21 protein-coding genes and 1 pseudogene are annotated in these 26,709 nt (G+C 59.4%); 12 read left to right on the forward strand and 10 right to left on the reverse strand.

The features are described from left to right. Window positions 1-12: 12 nt before the first annotated feature. From pyk to gcl, 5 genes are all read right to left on the reverse strand, one after another. On the reverse strand, window positions 13-1,428 hold the full coding sequence (gene pyk / locus HU724_RS08650) for a pyruvate kinase (protein ID WP_133340666.1): 1,416 nt from the start codon (window positions 1,426-1,428) through the stop codon (window positions 13-15). Next, window positions 1,425-2,699, reverse strand: a complete 1,275-nt coding sequence (locus HU724_RS08655; protein WP_186565942.1) for a glycerate kinase type-2 family protein — start codon at window positions 2,697-2,699, stop codon at window positions 1,425-1,427. Before HU724_RS08655 ends, pyk begins: the two co-directional genes overlap by 4 nt. Window positions 2,700-2,869: 170 nt before the next feature. Continuing rightward, window positions 2,870-3,763, reverse strand: coding sequence for a 2-hydroxy-3-oxopropionate reductase (locus tag HU724_RS08660; protein WP_016771028.1), 894 nt, complete (start codon window positions 3,761-3,763; stop codon window positions 2,870-2,872). A 161-nt stretch (window positions 3,764-3,924) separates the two neighbouring features. After that, window positions 3,925-4,707 carry a hydroxypyruvate isomerase gene (hyi, locus tag HU724_RS08665; protein ID WP_186565940.1) on the reverse strand — a complete coding sequence of 261 codons (783 nt, stop codon included), beginning with the start codon at window positions 4,705-4,707 and terminating at the stop codon, window positions 3,925-3,927. A 178-nt stretch (window positions 4,708-4,885) separates the two neighbouring features. After that, window positions 4,886-6,661 (reverse strand): glyoxylate carboligase, encoded by a 1,776-nt coding sequence (gene gcl / locus HU724_RS08670; RefSeq protein ID WP_042607573.1) that lies wholly within the window; start codon window positions 6,659-6,661, stop codon window positions 4,886-4,888. Window positions 6,662-6,929: 268 nt separating this feature from the next. On the opposite strand from gcl, the gene HU724_RS08675 reads away from it, so the two are divergent. Together HU724_RS08675 and HU724_RS08680 are read left to right on the forward strand one after the other, a co-directional pair. After that, on the forward strand, window positions 6,930-7,370 hold the full coding sequence (locus HU724_RS08675) for a GlcG/HbpS family heme-binding protein (RefSeq protein WP_186565938.1): 441 nt from the start codon (window positions 6,930-6,932) through the stop codon (window positions 7,368-7,370). Between the two features lie 211 nt (window positions 7,371-7,581). Then, window positions 7,582-8,037, forward strand: a pseudogene (locus HU724_RS08680) (REP-associated tyrosine transposase); the annotation flags it as partial. Window positions 8,038-8,168: 131 nt separating this feature from the next. Here HU724_RS08680 and HU724_RS08685 read toward each other — a convergent pair. Next, complete coding sequence (locus HU724_RS08685) at window positions 8,169-8,774, reverse strand: TetR/AcrR family transcriptional regulator (RefSeq protein WP_042607576.1); 606 nt, start codon at window positions 8,772-8,774, stop codon at window positions 8,169-8,171. Between the two features lie 135 nt (window positions 8,775-8,909). On the opposite strand from HU724_RS08685, the gene HU724_RS08690 reads away from it, so the two are divergent. Continuing rightward, complete coding sequence (locus tag HU724_RS08690) at window positions 8,910-9,824, forward strand: DUF808 domain-containing protein (RefSeq protein WP_186565936.1); 915 nt, start codon at window positions 8,910-8,912, stop codon at window positions 9,822-9,824. Between the two features lie 127 nt (window positions 9,825-9,951). Here the strand turns inward: HU724_RS08690 and HU724_RS08695 are convergent, their stop codons facing one another. Together HU724_RS08695 and HU724_RS08700 are read right to left on the reverse strand one after the other, a co-directional pair. Continuing rightward, window positions 9,952-10,740: an MlaA family lipoprotein gene (locus HU724_RS08695; protein ID WP_024012144.1), complete on the reverse strand. Its 789-nt coding sequence runs from the start codon at window positions 10,738-10,740 to the stop codon at window positions 9,952-9,954. Then, a complete protein-coding gene (locus HU724_RS08700; protein WP_024012145.1) occupies window positions 10,733-12,031 on the reverse strand; it encodes a serine protein kinase PrkA in 1,299 nt (432 codons plus the stop codon). Before HU724_RS08700 ends, HU724_RS08695 begins: the two co-directional genes overlap by 8 nt. A 224-nt stretch (window positions 12,032-12,255) precedes the next feature. Between HU724_RS08700 and HU724_RS08705 the strand changes: the two genes are divergently transcribed. Further along, on the forward strand, window positions 12,256-12,624 hold the full coding sequence (locus HU724_RS08705; protein ID WP_186565934.1) for a hypothetical protein: 369 nt from the start codon (window positions 12,256-12,258) through the stop codon (window positions 12,622-12,624). A gap of 120 nt (window positions 12,625-12,744) precedes the next feature. Here HU724_RS08705 and HU724_RS08710 read toward each other — a convergent pair whose 3' ends face one another. Then, window positions 12,745-14,340, reverse strand: coding sequence for a glycoside hydrolase family 17 protein (locus tag HU724_RS08710; protein WP_186565932.1), 1,596 nt, complete (start codon window positions 14,338-14,340; stop codon window positions 12,745-12,747). A 297-nt stretch (window positions 14,341-14,637) separates the two neighbouring features. Here HU724_RS08710 and HU724_RS08715 point away from each other — a divergent pair, with 297 nt between their 5' ends. The 3 genes from HU724_RS08715 to HU724_RS08725 all read left to right on the forward strand — a co-directional run bounded on the left by HU724_RS08715 (window position 14,638) and on the right by HU724_RS08725 (window position 17,697). Beyond that, a complete protein-coding gene (locus HU724_RS08715) occupies window positions 14,638-15,489 on the forward strand; it encodes a glycine betaine ABC transporter substrate-binding protein (RefSeq protein ID WP_186565930.1) in 852 nt (283 codons plus the stop codon). Between the two features lie 241 nt (window positions 15,490-15,730). Beyond that, on the forward strand, window positions 15,731-16,042 hold the full coding sequence (locus tag HU724_RS08720) for a DUF485 domain-containing protein (protein ID WP_016771016.1): 312 nt from the start codon (window positions 15,731-15,733) through the stop codon (window positions 16,040-16,042). Further along, window positions 16,039-17,697, forward strand: a complete 1,659-nt coding sequence (locus HU724_RS08725) for a cation acetate symporter (RefSeq protein WP_186565928.1) — start codon at window positions 16,039-16,041, stop codon at window positions 17,695-17,697. Before HU724_RS08720 ends, HU724_RS08725 begins: the two co-directional genes overlap by 4 nt. Window positions 17,698-18,738: 1,041 nt before the next feature. On the opposite strand, the gene gltA is transcribed toward HU724_RS08725, so the two are convergent. Next, a complete protein-coding gene (gene gltA / locus HU724_RS08730; protein ID WP_003222994.1) occupies window positions 18,739-20,028 on the reverse strand; it encodes a citrate synthase in 1,290 nt (429 codons plus the stop codon). 363 nt (window positions 20,029-20,391) lie between these two features. Between gltA and sdhC the strand changes: the two genes are divergently transcribed. The 5 genes from sdhC (at window position 20,392) to HU724_RS08755 (ending at window position 26,703) form a co-directional block, all read left to right on the forward strand. Next, window positions 20,392-20,766: a succinate dehydrogenase, cytochrome b556 subunit gene (gene sdhC, locus HU724_RS08735; RefSeq protein ID WP_016773673.1), complete on the forward strand. Its 375-nt coding sequence runs from the start codon at window positions 20,392-20,394 to the stop codon at window positions 20,764-20,766. Continuing rightward, on the forward strand, window positions 20,760-21,128 hold the full coding sequence (sdhD, locus tag HU724_RS08740) for a succinate dehydrogenase, hydrophobic membrane anchor protein (RefSeq protein WP_008049683.1): 369 nt from the start codon (window positions 20,760-20,762) through the stop codon (window positions 21,126-21,128). The genes sdhC and sdhD overlap by 7 nt, the downstream gene beginning before the upstream one ends. 3 nt (window positions 21,129-21,131) lie before the next feature. Beyond that, window positions 21,132-22,904 (forward strand): succinate dehydrogenase flavoprotein subunit, encoded by a 1,773-nt coding sequence (gene sdhA / locus HU724_RS08745; RefSeq protein ID WP_024012149.1) that lies wholly within the window; start codon window positions 21,132-21,134, stop codon window positions 22,902-22,904. 11 nt (window positions 22,905-22,915) lie between these two features. Next, window positions 22,916-23,620: a succinate dehydrogenase iron-sulfur subunit gene (locus HU724_RS08750; protein WP_016773675.1), complete on the forward strand. Its 705-nt coding sequence runs from the start codon at window positions 22,916-22,918 to the stop codon at window positions 23,618-23,620. 251 nt (window positions 23,621-23,871) lie between these two features. Beyond that, complete coding sequence (locus tag HU724_RS08755) at window positions 23,872-26,703, forward strand: 2-oxoglutarate dehydrogenase E1 component (RefSeq protein ID WP_186565926.1); 2,832 nt, start codon at window positions 23,872-23,874, stop codon at window positions 26,701-26,703. Window positions 26,704-26,709 lie beyond the last annotated feature (6 nt).

Raw genomic sequence — 26,709 nt, forward strand, 5'->3', positions numbered from 1 at the left:
CCGGTACAGGCGCTAAATCAACGTTTCGATCCGCAGCGAATTGGTCGACCCCGGCTGCCCGAACGGCACGCCAGCGGTGATCAGCAGCGTGTCGCCACGCTCGGCCATGCCTTGCGCCTGAGCAATCTCCAGTGCGGTCGAGCAGACTTCGTCGACCTGACGCAGGCGATCGTTGACCACCGAATGAATGCCCCACGCCACGCTCAAGCGCCGCGCCGTTTGCAGGTTCGGCGTCAGATTGAGGATCGGTGCTTTCGGCCGTTCCCGCGATGCGCGCAACGTCGAGGCGCCGGACTCGCTGTAATTGACCAGCACCGCGACCGGCAGCACGTTGCTGATCCGGCGGATCGCACAGCTGATCGCATCGGAAACCGTCGCCTCGGCTTTCGGTCGACTGACGTCGAGCTGGGTCTGATAGTCCGGGCCGTTCTCAACCTGACGGATGATCTTGCTCATCATCTGCACGGCTTCCAGCGGGTACTCACCGGACGCGGTCTCCGCCGAGAGCATCACGGCATCGGCGCCCTCGGCCACGGCGTTGGCGACGTCGGTGACTTCGGCGCGGGTTGGGGCAGGGGAGAAACGCATCGACTCGAGCATCTGCGTCGCCACCACCACCGGTTTGCCCAGCGCACGGCAGGTGGTGATGATGTTTTTCTGAATCTGCGGCACGCTTTCCGCCGGCACTTCCACACCAAGATCACCGCGAGCGACCATGATTGCGTCGCTCAACTCAGCAATCTCACGCAGTTGCTCGACCGCCGAAGGTTTCTCGATTTTCGCCATCAGAAACGCCTTGTCGCCGATCAATGCGCGGGCTTCGACAATGTCCTGCGGGCGCTGTACGAACGACAGCGCGACCCAGTCCACACCCAATTCCAGGCCGAAGCTCAGATCGCGGCGATCCTTGGCGGTCAGCGGGCTCAGGTCCAGCACCGCTTGCGGCACGTTCACACCTTTGCGATCAGACAGTTCGCCGCCGTTGAGCACGGTGGTGTCGATCGCATCGGCGTACTTGGTGACCACGCGCAGGCGCAGTTTGCCGTCGTCGAGCAGCAGATCCATGCCGGCTTCCAGCGCAGCAATGATCTCCGGATGCGGCAGGTTGACCCGGCGCTCATCGCCCGCTGTCGCATCGAGATCGAGGCGGAACGCCTGACCGCGATGCAACTGCACCTTGCCGTCAGCGAACTTGCCGACGCGCAGTTTCGGCCCCTGCAGATCCATCAGAATGCCCAGTGGGTAGTTGAGCTGACGCTCGACTTCGCGGATCCACTGATAGCGCTTGGCATGGTCGGCGTGATCGCCGTGGCTGAAGTTCAGGCGGAAGATGTTGACCCCGGCCTCGACCAGCTCGCGGATGTCGTCGATACCGTCGACGGCAGGGCCGAGGGTGGCGAGGATTTTGACCTTTTTATCAGGCGTCATGATTTGCAGTTCTCAAGGATCAGAATGGCGCGGAAGTCGTTGACGTTAGTGCGGGTCGGCTCGGTGACGATCAGCGCATCGAGCGCCTGGAAGTAGCCGTAGCCGTTGTTGTTATCCAGCTCGTCGCTGGCGCTCAGACCCAGTGCGGCGGCGCGGGCGTAGCTGTCCGGGGTCATGATTGCGCCGGCGTTGTCTTCCGAGCCGTCGATGCCATCGGTGTCGCCGGCCAGCGCGTAGACGCCGGGCTGGCCCTTGAGGCTGTCGGTCAGGCTGAGGAGGAATTCGGCATTGCGTCCGCCACGGCCATTGCCGCGCACGGTTACCGTGGTTTCACCGCCGGAGAGAATCACGCAGGGCGCCGCCAGTGGCTGGCCGTGGTGGATGATCTGTCGGGCGATGCCGGCGTGGACTTTCGCCACTTCACGGGATTCGCCTTCCAGGTCGCCGAGGATCAAGGTGCTGAAACCGGCCTGACGGCATTTCACCGCCGCCGCGTCCAGCGATTGCTGCGGGCGGGCGATCAACTGGAAATGACTGCGCGCCAGACTCGGGTCGCCGGGTTTGACCGTTTCCGATTCTGGACTTTGCAGCCAGGAGCGCACGGAGGCGGGAATGTCGATGCCGTAGCGCTTGATGATCGCCAGCGCCTCGGCCGAAGTGCTCGGATCGGCCACGGTCGGGCCAGACGCAATGACGGTGGCGAGGTCGCCCGGCACATCGGAAATCGCGTAGGTATAAACCGTCGCCGGCCAGCAGGCCTTGCCGAGGCGGCCACCCTTGATCGCCGAGAGGTGCTTGCGCACGCAGTTCATCTCGCCGATGGTCGCGCCGGATTTGAGCAGGGCTTTGTTGATCGACTGCTTATCGGCAAGGCTGATGCCTTCGGCTGGCAGGGCGAGCAGGGCAGAGCCGCCGCCGGAGAGCAGGAAGATCACGCGGTCGTCTTCAGTCAGGTTGCTGACCAGCTCCAGCACACGTTTGGCCACGGCCAGACCCGCCGCATCCGGCACCGGGTGTGCGGCTTCGACCACTTCGATTTTTTCGCACGGGGCGCCGTGGCCGTAGCGGGTCACCACCAGGCCGGTGACTTCACCCTCCCAGCAGCGCTCGACCACTTGCGCCATGGCAGCAGCGGCTTTGCCGGCGCCGATGACGATCACCCGCCCCGTGCGATCAGCAGGCAAATGGGCTTCGAGGACTTGGTTCGGATGGGCCGCGTCGATGGCTGTGGCAAACAGCTCGCGCAGCAGTTGTTGCGGATCGACCGACATGGCGGGCTCCCGGAATTCTTGTTATTGGGATGGAGCGACAACGGTGCAGCGACGCGGTCCTTGTGGGAGCTGGCTTGCCAGCGATTCAGGCACCGCGGTCGTTCAGGCAGACCGAGTTGATGCCATCGCGGGCAAGCCCGCTCCCACAGGGAGCGGGCCAGAAGCGCAGATTATTTGTTATCGCGAATCGAGAAATTGGCCATGTGCTCAAGGCCCTTGATCAGCGCCGAGTGGTCCCAGTTGCTGCCACCGATGGCCGCGCAGGTGCTGAATACCTGCTGGGCATTGGCGGTGTTCGGCAGGTTGATGTTCAGTTCCTTGGCGCCTTGCAGGGCCAGGTTCAGGTCCTTCTGATGCAGGCTGATGCGGAAGCCCGGGTCGAAGGTGCCCTTGATCATGCGCTCGCCATGCACTTCGAGGATCTTCGAAGAAGCGAAACCGCCCATCAGCGCTTCACGCACCTTGGCCGGATCGGCACCGTTTTTCGAGGCGAACAGCAGGGCTTCGGCAACGGCCTGGATGTTCAGCGCGACGATGATCTGGTTCGCCACTTTGGCGGTCTGGCCGTCGCCATTGCCGCCGACCAGGGTGATGTTCTTGCCCATGGCCTGGAACAGCGGCAGGGCGCGCTCGAAGGCATCGGCGTCGCCACCGACCATGATGCTCAGGGTGGCGGCCTTGGCACCGACTTCACCGCCGGACACTGGCGCGTCAAGGTATTGCGCGCCTTTCTCGTTGATCTTGGCGGCGAAGGCTTTGGTGGCTGTCGGTGAAATCGAGCTCATGTCGATGACCACTTTGCCTTTACCGATACCGGCGGCAACACCGTCGGCGCGGAACAGCACGTCGTCGACTTGCGGGGTATCCGGAACCATGACGATGATAAATTCGGCTTCCTGCGCCACTTCACGCGGGTTGGCCAGGGCGACGGCGCCAGCGGCGACCAGATCGGCCGGGGCCGCGTCGTGGTGTTGCGACAGGAACAGGCTGTGACCGGCTTTCTGCAGGTTCGCCGCCATTGGGTGGCCCATGATGCCGGTGCCGATGAATCCGATTTTAGCCATGAGAAAATCCTCTTGTTTTTGTCGTGCTCAAGCAAATAGGGGAGCTACTTTTCATGTGGGAGCGAGCCTGCTCGCGAATGCGGTGGAACATTCAATATCCGTTTTGACTGAACCACCGCATTCGCGAGCAGGCTCGCTCCCACAGGGGATTTGCTGTGTTTTCAGATTGCGTTATGGGTTTTCAGCCAGCCGAGGCCCGCTTCGGTGGTGGTCAGCGGTTTGTACTCGCAACCAACCCAACCCTGATAACCGATGCGATCAAGGTGTTCGAACAGGAAGCGGTAGTTGATCTCACCCGTGCCCGGCTCGTTGCGCCCCGGGTTATCCGCGAGCTGCACATGGTTGATCTCGCCCAGGTGCGATTGCAGGGTGCGGGCCACATCGCCTTCCATGATTTGCATGTGATAGATGTCGTATTGCAGGAACAGATTGGCGCTGCCGACCTGTTCGCGAATCGACAGGGCTTGCGCCGTGTTGTTCAGGTAGAAACCGGGAATGTCGCGGGTGTTGATCGCTTCCATCACCAGTTTGATGCCCACCGCTTGCAGCTTGTCGGCGGCATATTTGAGGTTGGCAACGAAGGTCTTTTCCACGGTGGCATCGTCAACGCCTTGCGGGCGAATACCGGCCAGGCAGTTGACCTGGGTGTTGCCCAGCACTTGTGCGTAAGCGATCGCCAGATCGACCCCGGCGCGGAACTCTTCGACCCGATCCGGCAGGCAGGCAATACCGCGCTCGCCCTTGGCCCAGTCACCGGCCGGCAGGTTGAACAGCACTTGGGTCAGCCCGTTGGCCTCGAGTTTTGCCTTGATTTCAGCCGAGCTGAAGTCGTACGGGAACAGGTATTCCACGCCACTGAAACCGGCCTTGGCGGCGGCGTCGAAACGGGCAAGGAAATCCTGTTCGGTGAACAGCATGGACAGGTTGGCTGCGAAACGCGGCATGGTGGTCTCCTAAAAACTGATGAGGCACGGTAGGTCAGACTGAACGCGATCAGTCCACTCTCCTTGGGGAGAGGGTTAGGGTGAGGGGGAATCCTGAGTCTGATCCCGATTGTGCGAACACCGCAAAACCTTTCCCTCACCCCAGCCCTCTCCCAGAGGGAGAGGGGGCTAAAAGCGATCAATCGAGCAACGAAATCGCCGTCGGCGCGTCATTGCCGACCAGTGCCAGGTCTTCGAACTCGTTGACCGCGTTGATCTCGGTACCCATGGAGATGTTGGTCACACGCTCCAGAATGATCTCGACGATCACCGGCACCTTGAACTCTTCGATCATCTGTTCGGCCTTGCGCAGGGCAGGGGCGATTTCCGACGGTTCGAACACACGCAGCGCCTTGCAGCCGAGGCCCTCGGCGACTGCGATGTGGTCAACCCCGTAACCGTTGAGTTCCGGCGCATTCAGGTTATCGAAGGACAGCTGCACGCAGTAGTCCATTTCGAACCCGCGCTGGGCTTGACGGATCAGGCCCAGGTACGAGTTGTTCACCACGACGTGGATGTACGGCAGTTTGAACTGAGCGCCGACCGCCAGTTCTTCGATCATGAACTGGAAATCATAGTCCCCCGACAGGGCCACGACTTTGCGGTTCGGATCGGCCTTCACCACGCCCAGCGCCGCCGGAATGGTCCAGCCCAACGGGCCGGCCTGACCGCAGTTGATCCAGTGACGCGGCTTGTAGACGTGCAGGAACTGCGCGCCGGCAATCTGCGACAGACCAATGGTGCTGACGTAGCAGGTGTCCTTGCCGAACACCTGGTTCATTTCTTCGTAAACGCGCTGCGGCTTGACCGGCACGTTGTCGAAGTGGGTCTTGCGATGCAGGCTGGCCTTGCGCTGCTGGCAATCCTGCAGCCAGGCGCTGCGGTTCTTCAGCTTGCCGGCGGCTTGCCATTCACGGGCGACTTCAATGAACACGGTCAGCGCTGCCGCGGCGTCGGAAACGATGCCCAGATCCGGCGTGAACACGCGGCCGATCTGCGTGCCTTCGATGTCGACGTGAATGAACTTGCGGCCTTCGGTGTACACGTCAACCGAACCGGTGTGACGGTTGGCCCAACGGTTACCAATGCCCAGCACCACGTCGGATTTCAGCATCGTCGCGTTGCCGTAACGGTGCGAAGTCTGCAGACCAACCATGCCGACCATCAGCGGGTGGTCGTCAGGGATGGTGCCCCAGCCCATCAGGGTCGGGATGACCGGAATACCAGTCAGCTCGGCGAACTCGACCAGCAGATCGCTGGCGTCGGCGTTGATGATGCCGCCGCCTGCGACCAGCAATGGACGCTCGGCCTGATCCAGCAGGGCCAGAGCCTTCTCGACCTGTACGCGGGTTGCGGTCGGTTTGGCCAATGGCAGCGGTTGGTAAGCGTCGATGTCGAATTCGATTTCGGCCATCTGCACGTCGAACGGCAGGTCGATCAGTACAGGGCCTGGACGGCCGGAGCGCATTTCATAAAAGGCTTTCTGGAACGCGTAAGGCACTTGGCCCGGCTCCAGAACGGTGGTTGCCCACTTCGTCACTGGCTTGACGATGCTGGTGATGTCGACAGCCTGGAAATCTTCCTTGTGCATCCGGGCGCGGGGTGCTTGCCCGGTGATGCAGAGGATTGGAATCGAGTCGGCCGAGGCGCTGTAGAGCCCGGTGACCATGTCGGTACCGGCCGGGCCGGACGTGCCGATGCACACGCCGATGTTGCCGGCCTTGGTGCGGGTGTAGCCCTCGGCCATGTGCGAGGCGCCTTCAACGTGGCGAGCAAGGACGTGATCGATGCCACCGACCTTCTGCAAGGCGGAGTACAGCGGGTTGATCGCTGCGCCCGGGATGCCAAAAGCGGTATCAACCCCTTCGCGGCGCATCACCAGAACGGCGGCTTCGATTGCTCTCATTTTGCTCATGGTTTTGTGCCTCTTTACGTTTTGTAATTGTATACAAGTGGCTTTGCGCAGAGTGTATTCACGGCGGACGGCGCAGGTCAATCCATTTTCTCAAGCGCCTGTTTCATTCGTCGGAAGCCCGATGTGCTGTGGCTTTTCGTCGCATGTGGCGCTTTTCGAGAATTATTGTATACAAAAAAATAACTCATTGTGTTCTATTTGTGACATCGGACTGCGGCACAAACGCGCAGTCCCACGACTTTCCCTATAACAAAATGAGGACGGCACCATGAGCGCTTTAACCTTGAAAGTCGCAGTCAACCTGGTCAGCGAAGCCATCAACGCAGGACGCGGCATCAACGCCGCACCGCTGACCATCGCGGTACTCGATACCGGTGGCCACTTGATCGCCCTGCAACGCGAAGACGGCGCCAGCCTGCTGCGCCCCGACATCGCCATCGGCAAAGCCTGGGGCGCCATCGCCCTGGGTAAAGGCTCCCGCCTGCTCGCCCAGGACGCCCAACAACGCCCGGCGTTTTTTTCTTCGTTGAACAGCATGGGGCAGGGCAGCGTAGTGCCGGCACCGGGTGGCGTGCTGATTCGCAACCAGGCGGGTGAAGTGCTGGGCGCGATCGGGATCAGTGGGGATTTGTCGGATGTGGATGAGCAGGTGGCAATTAAAGCGGTGGAGGCGCTGGATTTGCGGGCGGATGGCGGGGTGGTTTCCTGATCTCTGGTGCTTGATCGATAGTCATCGCTGGCAAGCCAGCTCCCACAAGTTTTTGAGTTGAACAATTATGAACGCACGACACAAATCTCTGTGGGAGCTGGCTTGCCAGCGATGGCGGTCTGGCTGACACATCATGAAAAAAGACTGTCGCGATGTAGTTGGCTTTGAGGTCTAGCCTTTCATCTGAACACATCATGAAAGGGGCAATGGATTGCCTGATTTTCCTGCTTCACATCGCTTGCGTATCGGCCGCTATGCAGAGCCGAATCGAATTTATCTTCTCACCACCAACACACTGGATCGCGAGCCGGTATTTGCTGATTTCGCTTTGGGCAGACTGGTCGTTGCGCAATTTCGTCGTGCACATGACCTGGGGTTGGCGAAATCATTGGCATGGGTTGTCATGCCTGACCATTTTCATTGGCTCGTTGAGCTTGAAAATTGCTCACTCAGCAAGTTGATGCGAGAAACCAAATCACTCAGTACGCGGGAGGTTAACCGTTCGACAGGTCGAACCGGGCCGCTCTGGCAGTACGGTTTTCATGATCGGGCGCTGAGGAGGGAAGAAAATCTGGAGAAAATGGCGCGTTATGTTGTGGCCAACCCATTGCGGGCGGGCCTGGTAGATACGATTGCCGACTATCCGTTGTGGGACACCATTTGGATTAGAAATGAAACCGAGTTGCCGCCATCGCTGGCAAGCCAGCTCCCACAGGATTCCATGGTGTTTATTGATTCCGAATCCAACCCATAAATCTGTGGGAGCTGGCTTGCCAGCGATAGTCGCGCCTCGGTGTATCAATCCGGCTCACACCCCTTCAACACCAACCGGATAATCGTCTGCGCTGCCGCTTCATAATCCGCTTCATCAAGCTTGTCCTTCCCGGTCACTGCGGAAATCTGCCAGTCGAAGTCGGCGTAGGTCTGGGTCGCGGCCCAGATGCTGAACATCAGGTGGTTGGGGTCGATCGGGGCGATCTGGCCGCGGTCGATCCAGCTCTGGATGCAGGCGATGTTGTGCTTGGCCTGGGCGTTGAGCTGCTCGACCAGGTCGGCGCTCAGGTGCGGGGCGCCGTGCATGATTTCGCTGGCGAACACCTTGGAGGCGTAGGGCAGGTCGCGGGAGATGCGGATCTTCGAGCGGATGTAGCCGCTCAGCACCTCGCTCGGCACGCCGTCCGGGTTGAACGGGGTCGAGGCCTGCAGAATCGGCTCGATGATGCTTTCCAGCACCTCGCGATAGAGGTTTTCCTTGGATTTGAAGTAGTAGTAGACGTTGGGCTTGGGCAATCCCGCCTTGGCGGCGATGTCGCTGGTTTTGGTCGCCGCGAAGCCCTTGTCGGCAAACTCTTCGCTGGCGGCGCGCAGGATCAGTTCTTTGTTACGCTCGCGGATTGTGCTCATAAACCCGGTGGTTCCTTGCCTGTTCTGGCGGTGGCGCATGGTAGCACCGGCCTTGAGCGGCGCTCAACAATGCAGCCTGTGGCCGGCGGTCGCGTTATGCTTGGCAACATTCATACACAGAAGGAAACAGGATTCATGGCAGGAAGCAGTTTGCTGGTGCTGATCGATGACATCGCCACCGTTCTGGATGACGTTGCATTGATGACCAAGATGGCCGCGAAGAAGACCGCCGGTGTACTCGGTGATGATCTGGCGCTTAATGCCCAGCAGGTTTCGGGCGTGCGCGCCGAGCGGGAAATTCCCGTGGTCTGGGCGGTGGCCAAGGGCTCGTTCGTCAACAAACTGATCCTCGTGCCGTCGGCATTGGCGATCAGCGCTTTCGTACCGTGGCTGGTGACACCACTGTTGATGGTCGGCGGCGCGTACCTGTGCTTCGAGGGTTTCGAGAAGCTCGCGCACAAATTTCTGCACAGCAAAGAGGAAGACGAGGCAGAGCACACGCAGTTGACCGAAGCAGTGGCCGATCCGGCGACCGATCTGGTGGCGTTCGAGAAGGACAAGATCAAAGGCGCAATCCGCACTGACTTCATTCTCTCGGCAGAAATCATTGCGATCACCCTCGGCACCGTGGCAGATGCCTCGCTGACGCAGCAAGTGGTGGTCATGTCCGGCATAGCCATTGTCATGACCGTGGGCGTTTACGGTTTGGTGGCGGGCATCGTCAAGCTCGACGATCTGGGGCTGTGGCTGACACAGAAGCCCGGGCAGATGGCGAAAAAGATCGGCAGCGGCATTCTCAGCGCCGCGCCGTACATGATGAAAACCCTGTCGGTGGTTGGCACGGCAGCGATGTTCCTGGTCGGCGGCGGCATCCTGACCCATGGCGTGCCGGTGCTGCATCACGGGATCGAAGGTGTTGGCGCAGCGGCAGGGAGCGCCGGGTTCGTCGTGCCGATGCTGCTCAATGGTGTTGCGGGGATTATTGCTGGCGCAGCGGTGTTGGTAGTGGTTTCGGTCGTAGGCAAGCTCTGGAAAGCGCTGAAGGGTTAATCAGCAACACATAACAAATGTGGGAGCGAGCCTGCTCGCGAATGCGGTAGTCCAGTCAATATCGATGTTGACTGAAACTCCGCGTTCGCGAGCAGGCTCGCTCCCACAGTGTTTTGCGGCAGCCGATTTACTCGGCGATCTGCAACTTGCGCGCCTCGGTATACACGTACCGCACTTTCTCGTACTCGAACGGCGAGTTCATCTGGCCGTAGCGGAAGCTGGTCTGGTAGCGCTTGTCGATCGCACGCAAGGCCCAGACTTCCGGGTGGTTGGAGCTGACTTCCGCGACATTGAGGAAGTTGATCGCGGTGTCGGCGGTGTAATCCACGGCCAGACCTGCGGTGTCGCGGATGTTCGACGGGCCGAAGATCGGCAGTACGAAGTAGGCGCCGCCCGGTACGCCGTAGAAGCCCAGGGTCTGACCGAAGTCTTCGTTCTGGCGTGGCAGGCCCATGGCGGTGGCCGGGTCCCACAGGCCGGCGATGCCGATCGTGGTGTTGAGCAGCAGGCGCGCGGTGGTTTCCATCGAGCGCTGGCCCTTGAACTGCAACAGGCTGTTAACCAGGTTCGGCACGTCACCAATGTTGTTGAAGAAGTTGCTCACCCCGGTACGCACGAAGCTTGGGGTGATGTAGCGATAGCCATCGACTACCGGCAGGAACACCCACTGGTCGAAGCGATAGTTGAAGTGGTAGACCCGGCGGTTCCACGATTCCAGCGGGTCATAGACGTTCAGCGCGTTGAGCGTCGAACGTTCGAACTCGCGCTGGTCCAGGCCCGGGTTGAACTTGAGTTTGGTCAGCGGTTCCTTGAAGCCGTCGCTGTCGACCACCACCGGTGCGTCGGCTTTACTGTTGTCGGCCTGGGCCACGCCTGCACAGAGGAACGCTGCAATCAGCAGGAGATATTTAGCCACGGAAGAACTCCAGCATGGCGTCGCTGTTGACGCGATAGTTAAGGTTGCCGCAGTGGCCGCCCAGTGGATAAACGGTCAGGCGATCACCGAAGGTTTTACGCAGGAAGCCCAGGTCGCCAGGGCCGAGGATGACGTCGTCGGCGTTGTGCATGACGGCGATTTTCGGGCTGTCGTGCAGGTAATCCTTAAGCGCATACAGGCTGACCTGATCGATCAGTTGCAGCAGGCTGCCGCCGTCAGTGCGCGCGCGCCACATCGGAATGACCTGCTCGGTGATGTAGCAGTCGAAGTCGCATTGCAGCGCACGCTTGAGGAACGGCGTGAGGCTGGTGCCTTCGGTGATCGGGAATTTCGGCGGGGTAATCAGACCGCGACGGTTGACCAGGTCCGAGGTGTAGGCAATGTCGGCTGCCGAGAAACGGAACGACGTGCCAATCAACATGGCCATCTGCTCGTTGGTCAGATGCTGCTTGGACTGCTGAAAGTCATACAGCAGCGCATCGTTGAGGTCGATGTAGCCTTTCTGCTGGAAGTAGCGGGTCAGCTTGGTCAGTACCAGTTCATAGAAGGTGGTGCTGTTGTTGATGCCTTTCACCTCGGTCTGTACCAGCTTGTCGAGGTTGGTCACCGAGGTATAGAGATTGACCGGCGGGTTCAGCAACAGGACTTTCTTGAAATTGAAGCTGCGGCGTGTCTCGTCCAGATGCGCGACGAACGCCGCATCGAGGGCGCCGAGGCTGTAACCGGTGAGATAGTACTCGGTGACCGGCAGTTTCGGGTTCTGCGCCCGCACGGCCTGCATCACCCGATACATGTCTTCGGCATCTTCCTTGGTCACGCCCGGGGTGGCGAAACGCGAGGCGGCGCTGATGAAGTCGAAGCTGGTCGGCGACGACAACTGCACGACATGGTAGCCGGCCTTGTAATACAGCTTTTTCAGGTATTCGTTGAGCGTGCTGTCAAAGCGCGCACCGGTGCCGGCGATCAGGAAGATCAGCGGCGCCGGCTTGTCCTGCGTGGCGATGCGGTAAGTGAGCTTCTTCACTGCCCAGAAATTGTCCGGCAGCTGGAATTCACGCTCCGGGCGCAGGGTGAGGCTGCGGTCCGTTTGATTGATGTCGTCGTCCAGCGGCAACTCCGGACGCAGATCCGGCGGTGTCGTGGCGATCGTCGCCTCGAACGGGTTGGTCAGCGGGTAGCCATAGCTGGCGGCGTCGATATCCACCGCCAGCGCGGACGCACTCAAGATAAGGCCGCTGAACAGCGCGGCGAAGCGCAAGGAACGGAGCATGACTAGATCCCTTAGAGGAAGGTGCCGATTGAAGTTCGCAGGCTATGACCACCGGCCGTGCGCCAAAGTGCCATGCTGCGGCACCAAACAGGCGGAATTCGGGGTAATAGTAGCTGGACGATACACGTTGCGAGGGCTTGCTGAACAGTTAACAGTTGTTAGTGCTTGCGAATGCCGGTCGGCAGATTAAGCTGGCCGCCGATTTCCGCAGATTGGAGTGCCCCATGTCCCGCCGCTTGCCCGTGATTGTGCTGCTTGTTTTGTTGCCGCTGTGGCTGGCCGCCGGTTATGCCGCGCGCTATGGCTTCATGGAAGACGGGCAGTGGGTGGGCATCTGCGTCGACGAGGCCAGTCGTTGGGAATGCCTGGTGCGTTCGAATCTGGGGCTGATGATTCATTTCAAGGTGTTTGGCTGGGCGGCGGTGGCCACCGCGGTATTGGCATTTGTCGTGCCGGGACGGGCAGGGTGGTGGCTGGCGGTGCTGGCGCTGGTGTTCGGCCTGCCGGCGCTGGCGTTGTACAACACTACATTAGCGGTGTTTGCGGTGGTGATTGCCGGGTTGCGCCTGGTCCGCGAGTCCCGCAGCGCCTGACAGTCAGTCATCGCGGGCAAGCCCGCTCCCACAGGAATTGAGGTGAACACAACATTTGTGTGCAGCAGAAATCCTGTGGGAGCTGGCTTGCCAGCGATGGCGATTTCGAAGGCGCTGAAATCAGGCCTTGCGAACCCGCAGACAGCGCCACAACGCCACCACCATCAAACCACTCACCAGCGCCCAAGCCCACGCCTGCTGATTCAGCATCCCTTCCTGATACAACTGCGGTGCAATCCCGGCTCCGACGATAAAGGTCAGCAGAGCAATCTCCCGACGCGGCACGCTCACCGGGCGGCACAGGTAGGCCAGCGCCGGCAGCACGAACGCCATGCTGGCGAAACTGCGATAGCGCGGATCGAAGACCATCTCCAGCATCATCACCGCCGCGGCAAAACCGGCCGCCACGACCAGCCAGCCGGCGCGCCGCTCGAGGAAATCGAAGGCTCGCGCGCGCCAACCTGTGCGTGCGCTTAGCGTCAGCGCGGCATGCGCGAGCACTAACAAATTCAACCCGGTCAGCAAGCCGACCCACAGCCATTCCCCGGCAAACCGCGTGGTCAATCGAGCCAGATCGCCCCAAGCGCCAATCGAGCAAGCAGCGACGGCGCCCAGCAGTGGCAGGGCAAGCGCCGAACGTGTGCTGCGCACGCGTCCACCAAGCATCAGCGTGCCAAGGAAAATCAAACCGCCTACCGCCAGCCATTCTTTCCAGTACGGCACGTTGCTCACCGGCCCGGCGAGTACGCCCTTGTCCTGCCGATCGGCATCGAACAGCCCCCAATAGCCGCCGACCGCGCCTTCACTGCCGCGCTTCCACGGTTGGTCGAAGGCTTCGATCAGGTTGTAACGCCAGCCTTCCTGCTCGGCCATCGCCACAAAGCCACGAATGAATTTTGCCTCGTTGACCCGGCTCGGTACGGCTGTTTCACGCTGACGGCCTTCGCTCGGCCAGCCGGTTTCGCCAATCATCACGTCTTTGGGCGCGAACTTGTTGCCGAACACCTGACGCACATCCGCCACATGCTGCAGCGCCACGTCGATGTTCGACGGATCGTCTTCCCAGTACGGCAGCAAGTGAATGGTCAGAAAGTCCACGGCCGGGGCGATTTCCGGATGCTTGAGCCAGAATTCCCAGACGTCGGCGTAGGTCACCGGTTGCTTGACCTGGCTTTTGACCTTGTTGATCAGCCGAGCCAGTTGCGCGCCAGTGACCTCTTTGCGCAGCAGCGCTTCGTTGCCGACGATTACGGCTGTGACCACGTCGGGGTTGGCATTGGCCGATTTGATCAGCAACTCGACTTCCTGTTCGGTGTCGACCGGGTTGCTGTTGACCCAGGCGCCGATCATCAGCTTCAGACCGTGCTTGCGCGCCAGATCGGGCAGGGCGTCGAGGCCGGTCATTGAGTAGGTGCGGATACACTCGAAGCGCGTCGCCAGCAGTGCGAGGTCGGCGTCCATGCGCTCGGGGCGCAATTTTAACGGCACGTCGAACGGCGATTGGTCTTTGTCGAACGGTGTGTAGGAGGCGCATTGCAACTTGTGCGTCGGCGTCGCGGCGTCCGGCAGGATCACCGGTTGGCCGAGGCCATACCAGAAACCGCCAAGGGCCAGGAGCCCGAGCAGGCAGGCGAACAGATAAGGCAGAAAAGGAAATCGGGACGTTGCGGACATGGTCAGGCCGAGTGGCTGCAAAGCGACGCATGTTACCTGCATTTATAGAAGGGCAGGTGGCTCGCAGGCGTTGTACATGCAAAGTTCGGGCGGATTGTCTGGCGTCAATTAATCGCGCTTGATTAATGGCTTTCTGATGTCGTTTCTCGCTGCCTTGAGGTCGCTGACAGAGCAGGTCGCCGGTCGCTTGAGGTTGATGATCAAACCATCAGTACCCTTTTTGAAAAATCGGCTGATGTTCGGTGTGTGAGGTCCGGCGTGATGGGGGCGCTGTGCACCATAACAATACGTTGACGATGCCCGGCATCCGTCGGGCGCAGCATTTCGGGGAAGTAAACGATGAAGATGCGACGACTTTTAGGCGCAGGTGCCATTCTGGCGCTTGCGATGAGTTCCACTTTCGCCAACGCTGAAAAACAGACCCTGAACATCGGTTACGTTGACGGCTGGTCCGACAGCGTCGCGACCACCCACGTGGCGGCCGAAGTGATCAAACAGAAACTCGGTTATGACGTGAAGCTGCAAGCCGTCGCCACCGGGATCATGTGGCAGGGCGTGGCCACCGGCAAACTCGACGCGATGCTCTCGGCCTGGCTGCCCGTGACCCACGGTGACTACTGGACGAAAAACAAGGATCAGGTCGTCGATTACGGCCCGAACTTCAAGGACGCGAAGATCGGCCTGATCGTGCCGGAGTACGTCAAAGCCAAATCGATCGAAGACCTGAAAACCGACGACACCTTCAAAAACCGTATTGTCGGCATCGACGCCGGTTCAGGCGTAATGCTCAAGACCGATCAGGCGATCAAGGATTACGGTCTGGACAAGTACAGCCTCAAGGCCAGTTCCGGCGCCGGCATGATTGCCGAGCTGACCCGCGCCGAGAAGAAAAACGAATCCATCGCCGTCACCGGTTGGGTGCCGCACTGGATGTTCGCCAAGTGGAAACTGCGCTTCCTCGATGACCCGAAAGGCGTGTATGGCCAAGCTGAAACCGTGAACAGCATCGGCAGCAAAGGCCTGGACGCCAAGGCACCGGAAGTGGCCAAGTTCCTGAAAAACTTCCAGTGGGCTTCGAAAGACGAAATCGGCGAGGTCATGCTGGCGATTCAGGACGGCGCCAAGCCTGATGCAGCGGCCAAGGACTGGGTGGCCAAACACCCGGATCGTGTAGCTGACTGGACCAAATAATTTCAACACCGCCACACCCCTGTGGGAGCGAGCCTGCTCGCGAATGCAATCTGTCAGTTGATGCAATATCGACTGATACGACGCCTTCGCGAGCAGGCTCGCTCCCACAGTTGTTTTTGTGTGTGCTTGAAAATGGCCAGAACATCATGGCCATCTACTACTAAGGTCGTCTGGAACCTCTCTCGCAGCCGCATACATTAGCTACGTTCCAACAATAATTTGTGCTGCGAGGATAAAAACAATGAACGACAGCATTTACCTCTCGATTCAAAACAGTCCCCGATTCAAGGAGCTGGTTCAGAAAAGGGAACGATTCGCCTGGATTCTCTCGGCAATCATGCTCGGGCTGTACTCCGCATTCATCCTGCTGATCGCATACGGGCCGCACGTGCTCGGGGCGAAACTCAGTCCTGAATCGTCAATCACCTGGGGCATCCCGATCGGTGTCGGCCTGATCATTTCGGCCTTCGTCCTGACCGGCATCTACGTGCGCCGCGCCAATGGCGAGTTCGACGACCTGAACAATGCGATTCTCAAGGAGGCTCAGCAATGATCCGGCGTCTACTGGCTCTATTGAGTGTTGCGGCTTTCGCGCCGAATGTCTGGGCGGCTGACGCGTTGACGGGGGAGGTGGCCAAACAGCCGCTGAACATTCCGGCGATTCTGATGTTCGTGGCCTTCGTCGGCGCGACTTTATACATCACCTACTGGGCTTCGAAGAAAAACAACTCGGCCGCCGACTACTATGCGGCGGGCGGCAAGATCACCGGTTTCCAGAACGGCCTGGCGATCGCTGGCGACTACATGTCGGCGGCGTCCTTCCTGGGGATTTCCGCGCTGGTGTTCACCTCCGGCTACGACGGCCTGATCTACTCGATCGGCTTCCTCGTGGGCTGGCCGATCATTCTGTTCCTGATCGCCGAGCGCCTGCGTAACCTGGGTAAATACACCTTTGCCGACGTGGCGTCCTACCGCCTCGGGCAAACCCAGATCCGCACCCTGTCCGCCTGCGGTTCGCTGGTGGTAGTGGCGTTCTACCTGATCGCGCAAATGGTCGGTGCCGGCAAGCTGATCCAGCTGCTGTTCGGCCTCGATTACCACGTTGCGGTGATTCTGGTCGGCGTGCTGATGTGCATGTATGTGCTGTTCGGCGGCATGCTCGCGACCACTTGGGTGCAGATCATCAAGGCAGTGTTGCTGCTGTCCGGTGCCTCGTTCATGGCGCTGATGGTGATGAAGCACGTCGGCTTCGACTTCAACACGCTGTTCTCCGAAGCGATCAAGGTTCACGCCAAGGGCGAAGCGATCATGAGCCCGGGCGGTCTGGTCAAGGATCCGATTTCGGCGTTCTCGCTGGGTCTGGCACTGATGTTCGGTACCGCTGGCCTGCCGCACATTCTGATGCGCTTCTTCACCGTGAGTGACGCAAAAGAAGCGCGCAAGAGCGTGCTGTACGCTACCGGCTTCATTGGCTACTTCTACATCCTGACCTTCATCATCGGCTTCGGCGCGATCCTGCTGGTCAGCACCAACCCGGCCTTCAAGGATGCTGCGGGCGCCTTGCTCGGCGGCAACAACATGGCGGCGGTGCACCTGGCCAACGCGGTGGGCGGCAGCATCTTCCTAGGCTTCATCTCGGCGGTGGCGTTCGCAACCATTCTGGCGGTGGTAGCCGGTCTGACGCTGGCGGGTGCTTCGGCGGTTTCTCACGACCTGTACGCCAGTGTGATCAAGAAGGGCAAAGCCAACGAGAAGGATGAGATTCGCGTGTCGAAGATCACCACTATCGCCCTGGCGGTGCTGGCGATTGGTCTGGGCATTCTGTTCGAAAGCCAGAACATCGCGTTCATGGTCGGCCTGGCGTTCTCGATTGCGGCGAGCTGCAACTTCCCGGTACTGCTGCTTTCGATGTACTGGAAGAAGCTGACCACTCGCGGCGCGATGATTGGTGGCTGGCTGGGTCTGGTGAGTGCTGTTGGTCTGATGATCCTCGGCCCGACCATCTGGGTGCAGATTCTGCATCACGAGAAGGCGATCTTCCCTTACGAATATCCGGCGCTATTCTCGATGATGATTGCGTTCATCGGGATCTGGTTCTTCTCGATTACCGACAAGTCGGCGGCTGCGGACAATGAGCGGGCGCTGTTCTTCCCGCAGTTTGTGCGTTCGCAGACCGGGTTGGGGGCGAGTGGGGCGGTTTCGCACTAAGAGATCAGATGTAAGCTGTAAGCTGCAAGCTGCAAGCTTCAAGAAAACGCCCTGATTGAGAGATTGGGGCGTTTTTTTTGTGGGTGGTTATTGGTTGGTTTGGTGTGTATATCCGTTGCTGCGGTAACGGCGGCTTAGGGTTTCGCCCTTACGGCGAGTCACCTTTTCCAAACGCCGAAAAGGTAACCCAAAAGGCTTGCTCCTACGTTCGGCCCTCGCAGGCTCGGGTTCCTTCGCTCCGGGACTGATCCGGGCGCAGCGGCTCCGGTTTGCTTCGCTGCACCTCCTTGCGCTGTGTCTGGCTGCGCCAGACGGTCGCTGCGCTCCCACCCCCGGATCAATCCCTCCACTCAGCCTTCCGACGTCGCCGGTGAGTCAAGATCAAAAGCACGCGAGCTAACGCTCATTGTTGAGTGGTTAGAAGCGGGTGGTCTGCTTTGGATCTGCGTTGGATTCGCCCCTCATCGGAACGCCGCCCGCCCAGCCCTCTCCCGAGGGAGAGGGAGCCGATTTGTGGGCATTTCAAAGTCTGAGTTCAACTCGATATTGCATGTCGGCGTATGCCTCCAATCACCTCGGTCAGTCCCCTCTCCCTTCGGGAGAGGGCTAGGGTGAGGGGCTTTTGATTTTGCTCTGGCTTTTGATTTTGATCTGGCTCTTGATCTGGCTTTTGATCTTTTGCCCCTTCGGCAGGCTGAGTGAAGGGATCGATCAGGGGGTGGGAGCGCAGCGACCGTACGACGCAGTCGTACACAGCGGAAGGAGGTGCAGCGAAGCAAACCGTAGCCGCTGCGCCCGGATCGGTCCCGTAACGAAGGAACCCCCGAGCTTTAGCGAGCGGGCCGTACGCCGGGGCAAAGCCTTTTGGTTCCTTTTTTGCGTTTGAAAAAGGGACTCGCTGTAAGAGCGAAACCATAAGAAGCCGTTACCGCAGCAACGGATATGCCCCCAATCCAATGAACACCAACAGAAACAAAAACGGCCTCTATATAAGAGGCCGTTCCTGACACACCACTAAACCATCACACAAAAGAAAAAACCTTATTTGCGATCTTCCAGCTTGGTGATGTCTCGCGACTCATAACCGGTGTACAGCTGGCGCGGACGGCCAATCTTGTACGGGCTCGAGAGCATTTCTTTCCAGTGCGAAATCCAGCCCACGGTACGCGCCAGGGCGAAAATCACCGTGAACATGCTGGTTGGAATGCCGATCGCCTTGAGGATGATCCCCGAGTAGAAGTCGACGTTCGGGTACAGCGAGCGCTCGATGAAGTACGGGTCGGTCAACGCGATCTCTTCCAGGCGCATGGCCAGTTCGAGTTGCGGATCGTTGTTGATGCCCAGTTCCTTCAACACTTCGTCGCAGGTCTGCTTCATGACAGTCGCGCGAGGGTCGCGGTTCTTGTAGACGCGGTGACCGAAGCCCATCAACTTGAACGGATCGTTCTTGTCCTTGGCCTTGGCGATGAACTTGTCGATGTTCGACACATCGCCAATCTCGTCGAGCATGGTCAGCACGGCTTCGTTCGCACCGCCGTGGGCAGGGCCCCACAGTGCGGCGATACCGGCGGCGATACAGGCGAACGGGTTGGCACCCGAAGAGCCGGCCAGACGCACGGTGGAGGTCGAAGCGTTCTGCTCGTGGTCGGCGTGGAGGATGAAGATCCGGTCCATGGCCTTGGCGAGTACCGGGCTGATCGGTTTGATCTCGCACGGGGTGTTGAACATCATGTGCAGGAAGTTTTCCGCGTAAGTCAGGTCGTTGCGCGGGTACATCATGGGTTGGCCCATGGAGTACTTGTAAACCATCGCTGCCAGGGTCGGCATCTTCGCAACCAGGCGGATCGCGGAAATTTCGCGATGCTGCGGGTTATTGATGTCCAGGGAGTCGTGGTAGAAGGCCGAGAGGGCGCCGACTACACCGCACATGACGGCCATCGGGTGGGCGTCGCGACGGAAACCGTTGAAGAAGGTTTTCAGCTGCTCGTGAACCATGGTGTGGTTCTTCACGGTGCTGACGAACTGGGCCTTCTGTTCTGCGGTCGGCAATTCGCCGTTGAGCAGCAGGTAGCAGGTTTCCAGGTAGTCCGACTTTTCAGCCAGCTGTTCGATCGGGTAGCCGCGGTGCAACAGAATGCCGTTGTCGCCGTCGATATAGGTGATTTTCGATTCGCACGAAGCGGTCGACATGAAACCCGGGTCGAAAGTGAAGCGGCCCGTGGCCGTCAGGCCCCGAACATCAATTACATCGGGACCAACGGTGCCGGTTAAAATGGGCAGCTCGACGGGGGCTGCGCCCTCGATGATCAACTGCGCTTTTTTGTCAGCCATGTGGCCTCCTATTTATGCTTGAACCATCAGACAGACCCCCCACGCAGGGCCCGCACCACTATAGTGAGATAAATTCGAATGTCAATTTGCCTAAAGTCTTGCTCCAGAAGGCTTTAAGCCGACTTTTTCCTCGAAATTGCCTGCCATTTACGCCTTTTATGCAACTTGTGCAATCCGCTATTGGGGGTAGGTGAACGCGTTGTCATTAGTAGCCTAACTGTCTATACTCGGCCACCGACCGCCAAGGGCTTTTGGGCTTGCTTTCATTGGGGGTCGCATCCCTGGGTGGTGGTTACCTGACCAGTGCACTCCCCAACAACTTTGCCCTGATTGTTAGGGGCTCTTCAGTGTGAAAAAAAAGCCGTGAAAAGCCAACGACCTGTAAACCTAGACCTAAGGACCATCAAACTCCCAGTCACTGCTTACACGTCCATTCTTCACCGTATCTCCGGTGTCATCCTCTTCGTGTGCCTTGCCATCATGCTTTACGCATTGGACAAGTCGCTGAGCTCCGAGGAAGGCTTCGGTCAGGTGAAAGCGTGTCTGACCAGTCCGCTAGCCAAGCTAGTGATTTGGGGCATCCTGTCCGCTCTGCTGTATCACCTGGTAGCCGGTGTGCGCCACTTGATCATGGACATGGGCATCGGTGAGACGCTGGAAGGCGGCAAACTGGGCTCGAAAATCGTTATCGCCGTTTCCGTGGTGGTAATCGTTCTGGCAGGAGTCTGGATATGGTAACTAACGTCACTAACCTGTCGCGTTCGGGCCTCTATGACTGGATGGCACAGCGTGTGTCTGCGGTCGTTCTCGCGGCTTACTTCATCTTTCTGATCGGATACATCGTTGCCAACCCTGGCCTCGAGTATGCCCAGTGGCATGAACTGTTCGCTCACAACGGAATGCGTATTTTCAGCCTGCTGGCCCTTGTTGCTCTGGGCGCTCACGCCTGGGTCGGCATGTGGACCATCGCGACCGACTACCTGACGCCAATGGCGTTCGGCAAGTCCGCAACGGCGATACGTTTCCTTTTCCAGGCAGTATGCGGCGTTGCGATGTTCGCTTACTTCGTCTGGGGTGTGCAGATTCTCTGGGGTATCTGATTCATGGCTAACATTCCAACGATTTCTTTCGACGCCATCATTATTGGTGGTGGCGGTGCCGGCATGCGCGCTGCGCTGCAGCTGGCACAGGGCGGCCACAAGACTGCGGTGATCACCAAGGTTTTCCCGACCCGTTCGCACACTGTATCCGCGCAGGGCGGCATCACGTGCGCCATCGCTTCCGCCGACCCGAACGATGACTGGCGCTGGCACATGTACGATACCGTCAAGGGTTCCGACTACATCGGTGACCAGGACGCTATCGAATACATGTGTCAGGAAGGCCCGGCCGCTGTTTTCGAGCTGGACCACATGGGGCTGCCGTTCTCGCGTACCGAGCAAGGCCGCATCTACCAGCGTCCGTTCGGTGGCCAGTCCAAGGACTACGGCAAGGGCGGTCAGGCTGCACGTACTTGCGCTGCGTCCGACCGTACCGGTCACGCGCTGCTGCACACGCTTTATCAGGGCAACCTGAAAGCCGGCACCACGTTCCTCAACGAGTACTACGCTGTTGATCTGGTGAAAAACCAGGAAGGCGAATTCGTTGGTGTGATCGCGATCTGCATCGAAACCGGCGAAACCTCCTACATCCGTGCCAAGGCCACCGTTCTGGCCACTGGCGGTGCAGGCCGTATCTACGCGTCCACCACCAACGCCCTGATCAACACCGGTGATGGCGTCGGCATGGCTCTGCGTGCTGGCGTGCCGGTGCAAGACATCGAAATGTGGCAGTTCCACCCGACCGGCATCGCCGGCGCCGGTGTACTGGTTACCGAAGGTTGCCGTGGTGAAGGTGGTTACCTGATCAACAAGCACGGCGAGCGTTTCATGGAGCGTTATGCTCCGAACGCGAAAGACCTTGCAGGTCGTGACGTGGTTGCCCGTTCGATGGTCAAGGAAATCATCGCCGGCAACGGTTGCGGTCCGAATGGCGACCACGTGATGCTCAAACTCGACCACCTGGGCGAGGAAGTGCTGCACAGCCGTCTGCCAGGCATCTGCGAACTGTCGAAGACTTTCGCCCACGTTGACCCGGTCGTTGCTCCGGTTCCGGTTGTGCCGACCTGCCACTACATGATGGGCGGCGTTGCCACCAACATTCATGGCCAGGCGATCACCCAGAACGCCGAAGGTCAGGATCAGATCATTCCTGGCCTGTTCGCGGTAGGCGAAGTGGCTTGCGTATCGGTTCACGGTGCGAACCGTCTGGGCGGCAACTCGCTGCTCGACCTGGTGGTATTCGGTCGCGCTGCCGGCCTGCACCTGGAAAAGGCGTTGACCGATGGCATCGAATACGACGACGCTACCGAGTCCGACATCGAAGCTGCACTATCGCGTCTGAACGCGCTGAACAACCGTACCGACGGTGAAGACGTTGCCACCCTGCGTCGCGAGCTGCAAAGCTGCATGCAGAACTACTTCGGTGTATTCCGTACCGGCGAATACATGCAGAAGGGCATCGCTCAGCTGGCCGATCTGCGCAAGCGTATCGCCAACGTGAAGATCAACGACAAGTCGCAAGCGTTCAACACTGCACGTATCGAAGCGCTGGAATTGCAGAACCTGCTGGAAGTGGCTGAAGCTACCGCCATCGCGGCCGAAGTACGTAAAGAGTCCCGCGGCGCTCACGCCCGTGAAGACTTCGAAGACCGTGATGACGAAAACTGGCTGTGCCACACCCTGTACTTCCCGGGTGACAAGCGCGTCACCAAGCGTGCCGTGAACTTCTCGCCGAAGACTGTTCCGACTTTCGAACCTAAAGTCCGGACTTATTAAGGGTGACCGCCATGTTGCAAGTCAGTGTTTATCGCTACAACCCTGATCAGGACGCCGCGCCGTTCATGCAGGATTTCCAGGTCGATACCGGTGGTAAAGACCTGATGGTGCTGGACGTGCTGGCCCTGATCAAAGAGCAGGACGAAGGTTTCTCCTATCGTCGCTCCTGCCGTGAAGGCGTCTGCGGCTCCGACGGCATGAACATCAACGGCAAGAACGGTCTGGCCTGCATCACGCCGCTGTCTGCCGTTGTAAAAGGCAACAAACTGATCGTTCGTCCGCTGCCAGGTTTGCCGGTTATTCGTGACCTGGTCGTCGATATGAGCATCTTCTACAAGCAATACGAGAAGGTGAAGCCTTACCTGCAGAACGACACGCCGGCTCCGGCCATCGAGCGTCTGCAGTCGCCAGAAGAGCGCGAAAAGCTCGACGGTCTGTACGAGTGCATCCTGTGCGCCTGCTGCTCGACCTCTTGCCCATCCTTCTGGTGGAACCCGGACAAGTTCCTGGGTCCTGCTGCGCTGCTGCAAGCCTACCGCTTCCTGGCAGACAGTCGCGACACCAAGACCAGCGAACGTCTGGCTTCACTTGACGACCCGTTCAGCGTTTTCCGCTGCCGGGGCATCATGAACTGCGTCAACGTATGTCCGAAAGGCCTGAACCCGACTAAGGCCATCGGTCACATCCGTAACATGCTGCTTTCGAGCGGCGTGTGATTCAGCTGCTGTAACCGTTGCACCGTAGAGGCTGTGGCGCGGGCTTCAACCCGCGTCATGGCTATAACCAGAGCCGTAGCCATAAGCTGCAGCTCTTCTTTTGAAGAAATGAGACAAGCAGGGGCATCCGGGCTGGTACCCGGACTATCAGTGTGATCCTAGGTGGCTTGTTTTAGTCGCTGCATTCGGACTTCTGCAAGTTTGCTCGGTGTCGACACCGATGGTGTTCCCCTAACCGAGGGTGACCAAGCATGCAAGAAAGCGTGATGCAGCGCATGTGGAACAGCGCCTACCTTTCAGGTGGAAACGCTGCCTATGTGGAAGAGCTTTATGAGCTCTACCTGCACGACCCTAACGCTGTGCCAGAAGAGTGGCGCACCTACTTTCAGAAGTTGCCAGCCGACGGCAACTCTGCCACTGATGTTTCGCACTCGACGATTCGCGATCATTTCGTGCTGCTGGCAAAGAACCAGCGCCGCGCCCAACCGGTTTCCGCCGGCAGCGTGAGCAGTGAGCACGAGAAGAAGCAAGTTGAAGTGCTGCGATTGATCCAGGCCTACCGTATGCGTGGCCACCAGGCAGCCCAGCTTGACCCGCTGGGGCTGTGGCAGCGTCCTGCACCTGCAGACCTGTCGATCAATCATTACGGCTTGACCAATGCCGATCTTGATACGACCTTCCGTGCCGGCGACCTGTTCATCGGCAAAGAGGAAGCGAGCCTACGCGAAATTCACGAAGCGTTGCAGCAGACATATTGCCGCACCATCGGCGCTGAATTCACGCACATCACCGATTCCGAGCAGCGCCAGTGGTTCCAGCAGCGTCTGGAAAGCGTGCGTGGCCGTCCGACGTACTCCGCCGACATCAAGAGCCACCTGCTTGAGCGCGTGACTGCCGGTGAAGGCCTGGAAAAATACCTGGGCACCAAATACCCGGGCACCAAGCGTTTCGGTCTGGAAGGCGGCGAAAGCCTGATTCCGATGCTCGACGAACTGATCCAGCGTTCCGGCTCGTACGGCACCAAGGAAGTCGTCATCGGCATGGCCCACCGTGGCCGTCTGAACGTTCTGGTCAACACCTTCGGCAAGAACCCGCGCGAGCTGTTCGACGAGTTCGAAGGCAAGAAGAAGGTCGAGCTCGGTTCCGGTGACGTCAAATACCACCAGGGCTTCTCGTCCAACGTGATGACCACCGGCGGTGAAGTTCACCTGGCCATGGCGTTCAACCCGTCCCACCTGGAAATCGTTTCCCCGGTGGTCGAAGGTTCGGTGCGCGCCCGTCAGGACCGTCGCAACGACCTGACCGGTGAGAAAGTTCTGCCGATCTCCATCCACGGTGACGCGGCATTTGCCGGTCAGGGCGTGGTCATGGAAACCTTCCAGATGTCACAGACCCGCGGTTTCAAGACCGGCGGTACCGTGCACATCGTGATCAACAACCAGGTCGGTTTCACCATCAGCAACCCGCTGGACTCGCGCTCCACCGAGTACGCCACCGACGTTGCCAAGATGATCCAGGCGCCGATCCTCCATGTGAATGGTGATGATCCGGAAGCCGTGCTGTTCGTGACCCAACTGGCCATCGACTACCGCATGCAGTTCAAGCGTGACGTGGTGATCGATCTGGTCTGCTACCGTCGTCGCGGCCACAACGAGGCCGACGAGCCAAGCGGCACCCAGCCCCTGATGTATCAGCAGATCACCAAGCAGCGCACCACCCGTGAGCTGTACGCTGATCGCCTGACTCAGGCCGGTGTGCTTGACTCTGAACGCGTTCAGGCCAAGGTCGACGAATACCGCAACGCGCTGGACAACGGTCTGCACGTAGTGAAATCGCTGGTCAAAGAGCCGAACAAAGAGCTGTTCGTCGACTGGCGTCCATACCTGGGCCACGCCTGGACCGCGCGTCACGACACGCGTTTCGATCTGAAGACTCTGCAAGAGCTGTCCGCCAAGCTGCTGGAAATTCCGGAAGGCTTCGTCGTTCAGCGTCAGGTCGCGAAGATCTACGAAGACCGTCAGAAGATGCAAGCCGGCGGCCTGCCGATCAACTGGGGTTACGCCGAAACCATGGCGTACGCGACCCTGGCGTTCGAAGGTCACCCGATTCGCATGACCGGTCAGGACATCGGCCGCGGTACGTTCTCGCACCGTCACGCTGTGTTGCACAACCAGAAAGACGCGGGCACCTACATTCCGCTGCAGAACCTGTACGACGGTCAACCACGTTTCGACCTGTACGACTCGTTCCTCTCGGAAGAAGCGGTACTGGCATTCGAATACGGTTACTCGACCACCACGCCAAACGCGCTGGTGATCTGGGAAGCCCAGTTCGGCGACTTCGCCAACGGTGCTCAGGTCGTGATCGACCAGTTCATCACCAGCGGCGAGCACAAGTGGGGCCGTCTCTGCGGTCTGACCATGTTGCTGCCACACGGTTACGAAGGTCAGGGCCCTGAGCACAGCTCGGCTCGTCTTGAGCGTTACCTGCAGCTGTGCGCCGAGCACAACATTCAGGTGTGCATGCCGACCACGCCAGCGCAGATCTACCACTTGCTGCGTCGTCAGGTGATCCGTCCGCTGCGCAAGCCGCTGGTCGTGCTGACGCCGAAGTCGCTGCTGCGCCACAAGCTGGCCATCTCGACGCTGGAAGATCTGGCCGAAGGTTCGTTCCAGACCGTGATCCCGGAAATCGACGCACTGGACCCGAAAAAGGTCGAGCGCGTGGTTCTGTGCAGCGGCAAGGTCTACTACGACCTGCTGGAAAAACGCCGTGCCGAAGGCCGCGAAGATATCGCCATCGTGCGTATCGAGCAGCTGTATCCGTTCCCTGAGGACGACTTGAAAGAAGTCCTGGCTCCATACACCAACGTCAAACACGCCGTTTGGTGTCAGGAAGAGCCGATGAACCAGGGTGCCTGGTACTGCAGCCAGCATCACTTGCGTCGCAGCATCGCCAACCTCGACAAGACTCTCGTACTCGAGTACGCGGGCCGTGAGGCTTCGGCTGCGCCAGCTTGTGGTTACGCATCGATGCACGCCGAGCAGCAGGAAAAACTGCTGCAAGATGCTTTCACTGTTTAACGCCTT

This window comes from Pseudomonas iranensis (assembly GCF_014268585.2).
Taxonomy (GTDB): Bacteria; Pseudomonadota; Gammaproteobacteria; order Pseudomonadales; family Pseudomonadaceae; genus Aquipseudomonas; species Aquipseudomonas iranensis.

Coding starts and splice junctions, on each gene's coding strand:
- HU724_RS08685 (WP_042607576.1), bottom strand. CDS start 8,774: ATGAGCACAATCCGCGAGCGTAACAAAGAACTGATCCTGCGCGCCGCC.
- HU724_RS08725 (WP_186565928.1), top strand. CDS start 16,039: ATGATCCGGCGTCTACTGGCTCTATTGAGTGTTGCGGCTTTCGCGCCG.
- pyk (WP_133340666.1), bottom strand. CDS start 1,428: ATGACGCCTGATAAAAAGGTCAAAATCCTCGCCACCCTCGGCCCTGCC.
- sdhA (WP_024012149.1), top strand. CDS start 21,132: ATGGCTAACATTCCAACGATTTCTTTCGACGCCATCATTATTGGTGGT.
- HU724_RS08755 (WP_186565926.1), top strand. CDS start 23,872: ATGCAAGAAAGCGTGATGCAGCGCATGTGGAACAGCGCCTACCTTTCA.
- gcl (WP_042607573.1), bottom strand. CDS start 6,661: ATGAGCAAAATGAGAGCAATCGAAGCCGCCGTTCTGGTGATGCGCCGC.
- HU724_RS08675 (WP_186565938.1), top strand. CDS start 6,930: ATGAGCGCTTTAACCTTGAAAGTCGCAGTCAACCTGGTCAGCGAAGCC.
- HU724_RS08710 (WP_186565932.1), bottom strand. CDS start 14,340: ATGCAGGTAACATGCGTCGCTTTGCAGCCACTCGGCCTGACCATGTCC.
- HU724_RS08690 (WP_186565936.1), top strand. CDS start 8,910: ATGGCAGGAAGCAGTTTGCTGGTGCTGATCGATGACATCGCCACCGTT.
- hyi (WP_186565940.1), bottom strand. CDS start 4,707: ATGCCGCGTTTCGCAGCCAACCTGTCCATGCTGTTCACCGAACAGGAT.
- HU724_RS08655 (WP_186565942.1), bottom strand. CDS start 2,699: ATGTCGGTCGATCCGCAACAACTGCTGCGCGAGCTGTTTGCCACAGCC.
- HU724_RS08705 (WP_186565934.1), top strand. CDS start 12,256: ATGTCCCGCCGCTTGCCCGTGATTGTGCTGCTTGTTTTGTTGCCGCTG.
- HU724_RS08720 (WP_016771016.1), top strand. CDS start 15,731: ATGAACGACAGCATTTACCTCTCGATTCAAAACAGTCCCCGATTCAAG.
- gltA (WP_003222994.1), bottom strand. CDS start 20,028: ATGGCTGACAAAAAAGCGCAGTTGATCATCGAGGGCGCAGCCCCCGTC.
- HU724_RS08700 (WP_024012145.1), bottom strand. CDS start 12,031: ATGCTCCGTTCCTTGCGCTTCGCCGCGCTGTTCAGCGGCCTTATCTTG.
- sdhD (WP_008049683.1), top strand. CDS start 20,760: ATGGTAACTAACGTCACTAACCTGTCGCGTTCGGGCCTCTATGACTGG.
- HU724_RS08660 (WP_016771028.1), bottom strand. CDS start 3,763: ATGGCTAAAATCGGATTCATCGGCACCGGCATCATGGGCCACCCAATG.
- HU724_RS08750 (WP_016773675.1), top strand. CDS start 22,916: ATGTTGCAAGTCAGTGTTTATCGCTACAACCCTGATCAGGACGCCGCG.
- HU724_RS08715 (WP_186565930.1), top strand. CDS start 14,638: ATGAAGATGCGACGACTTTTAGGCGCAGGTGCCATTCTGGCGCTTGCG.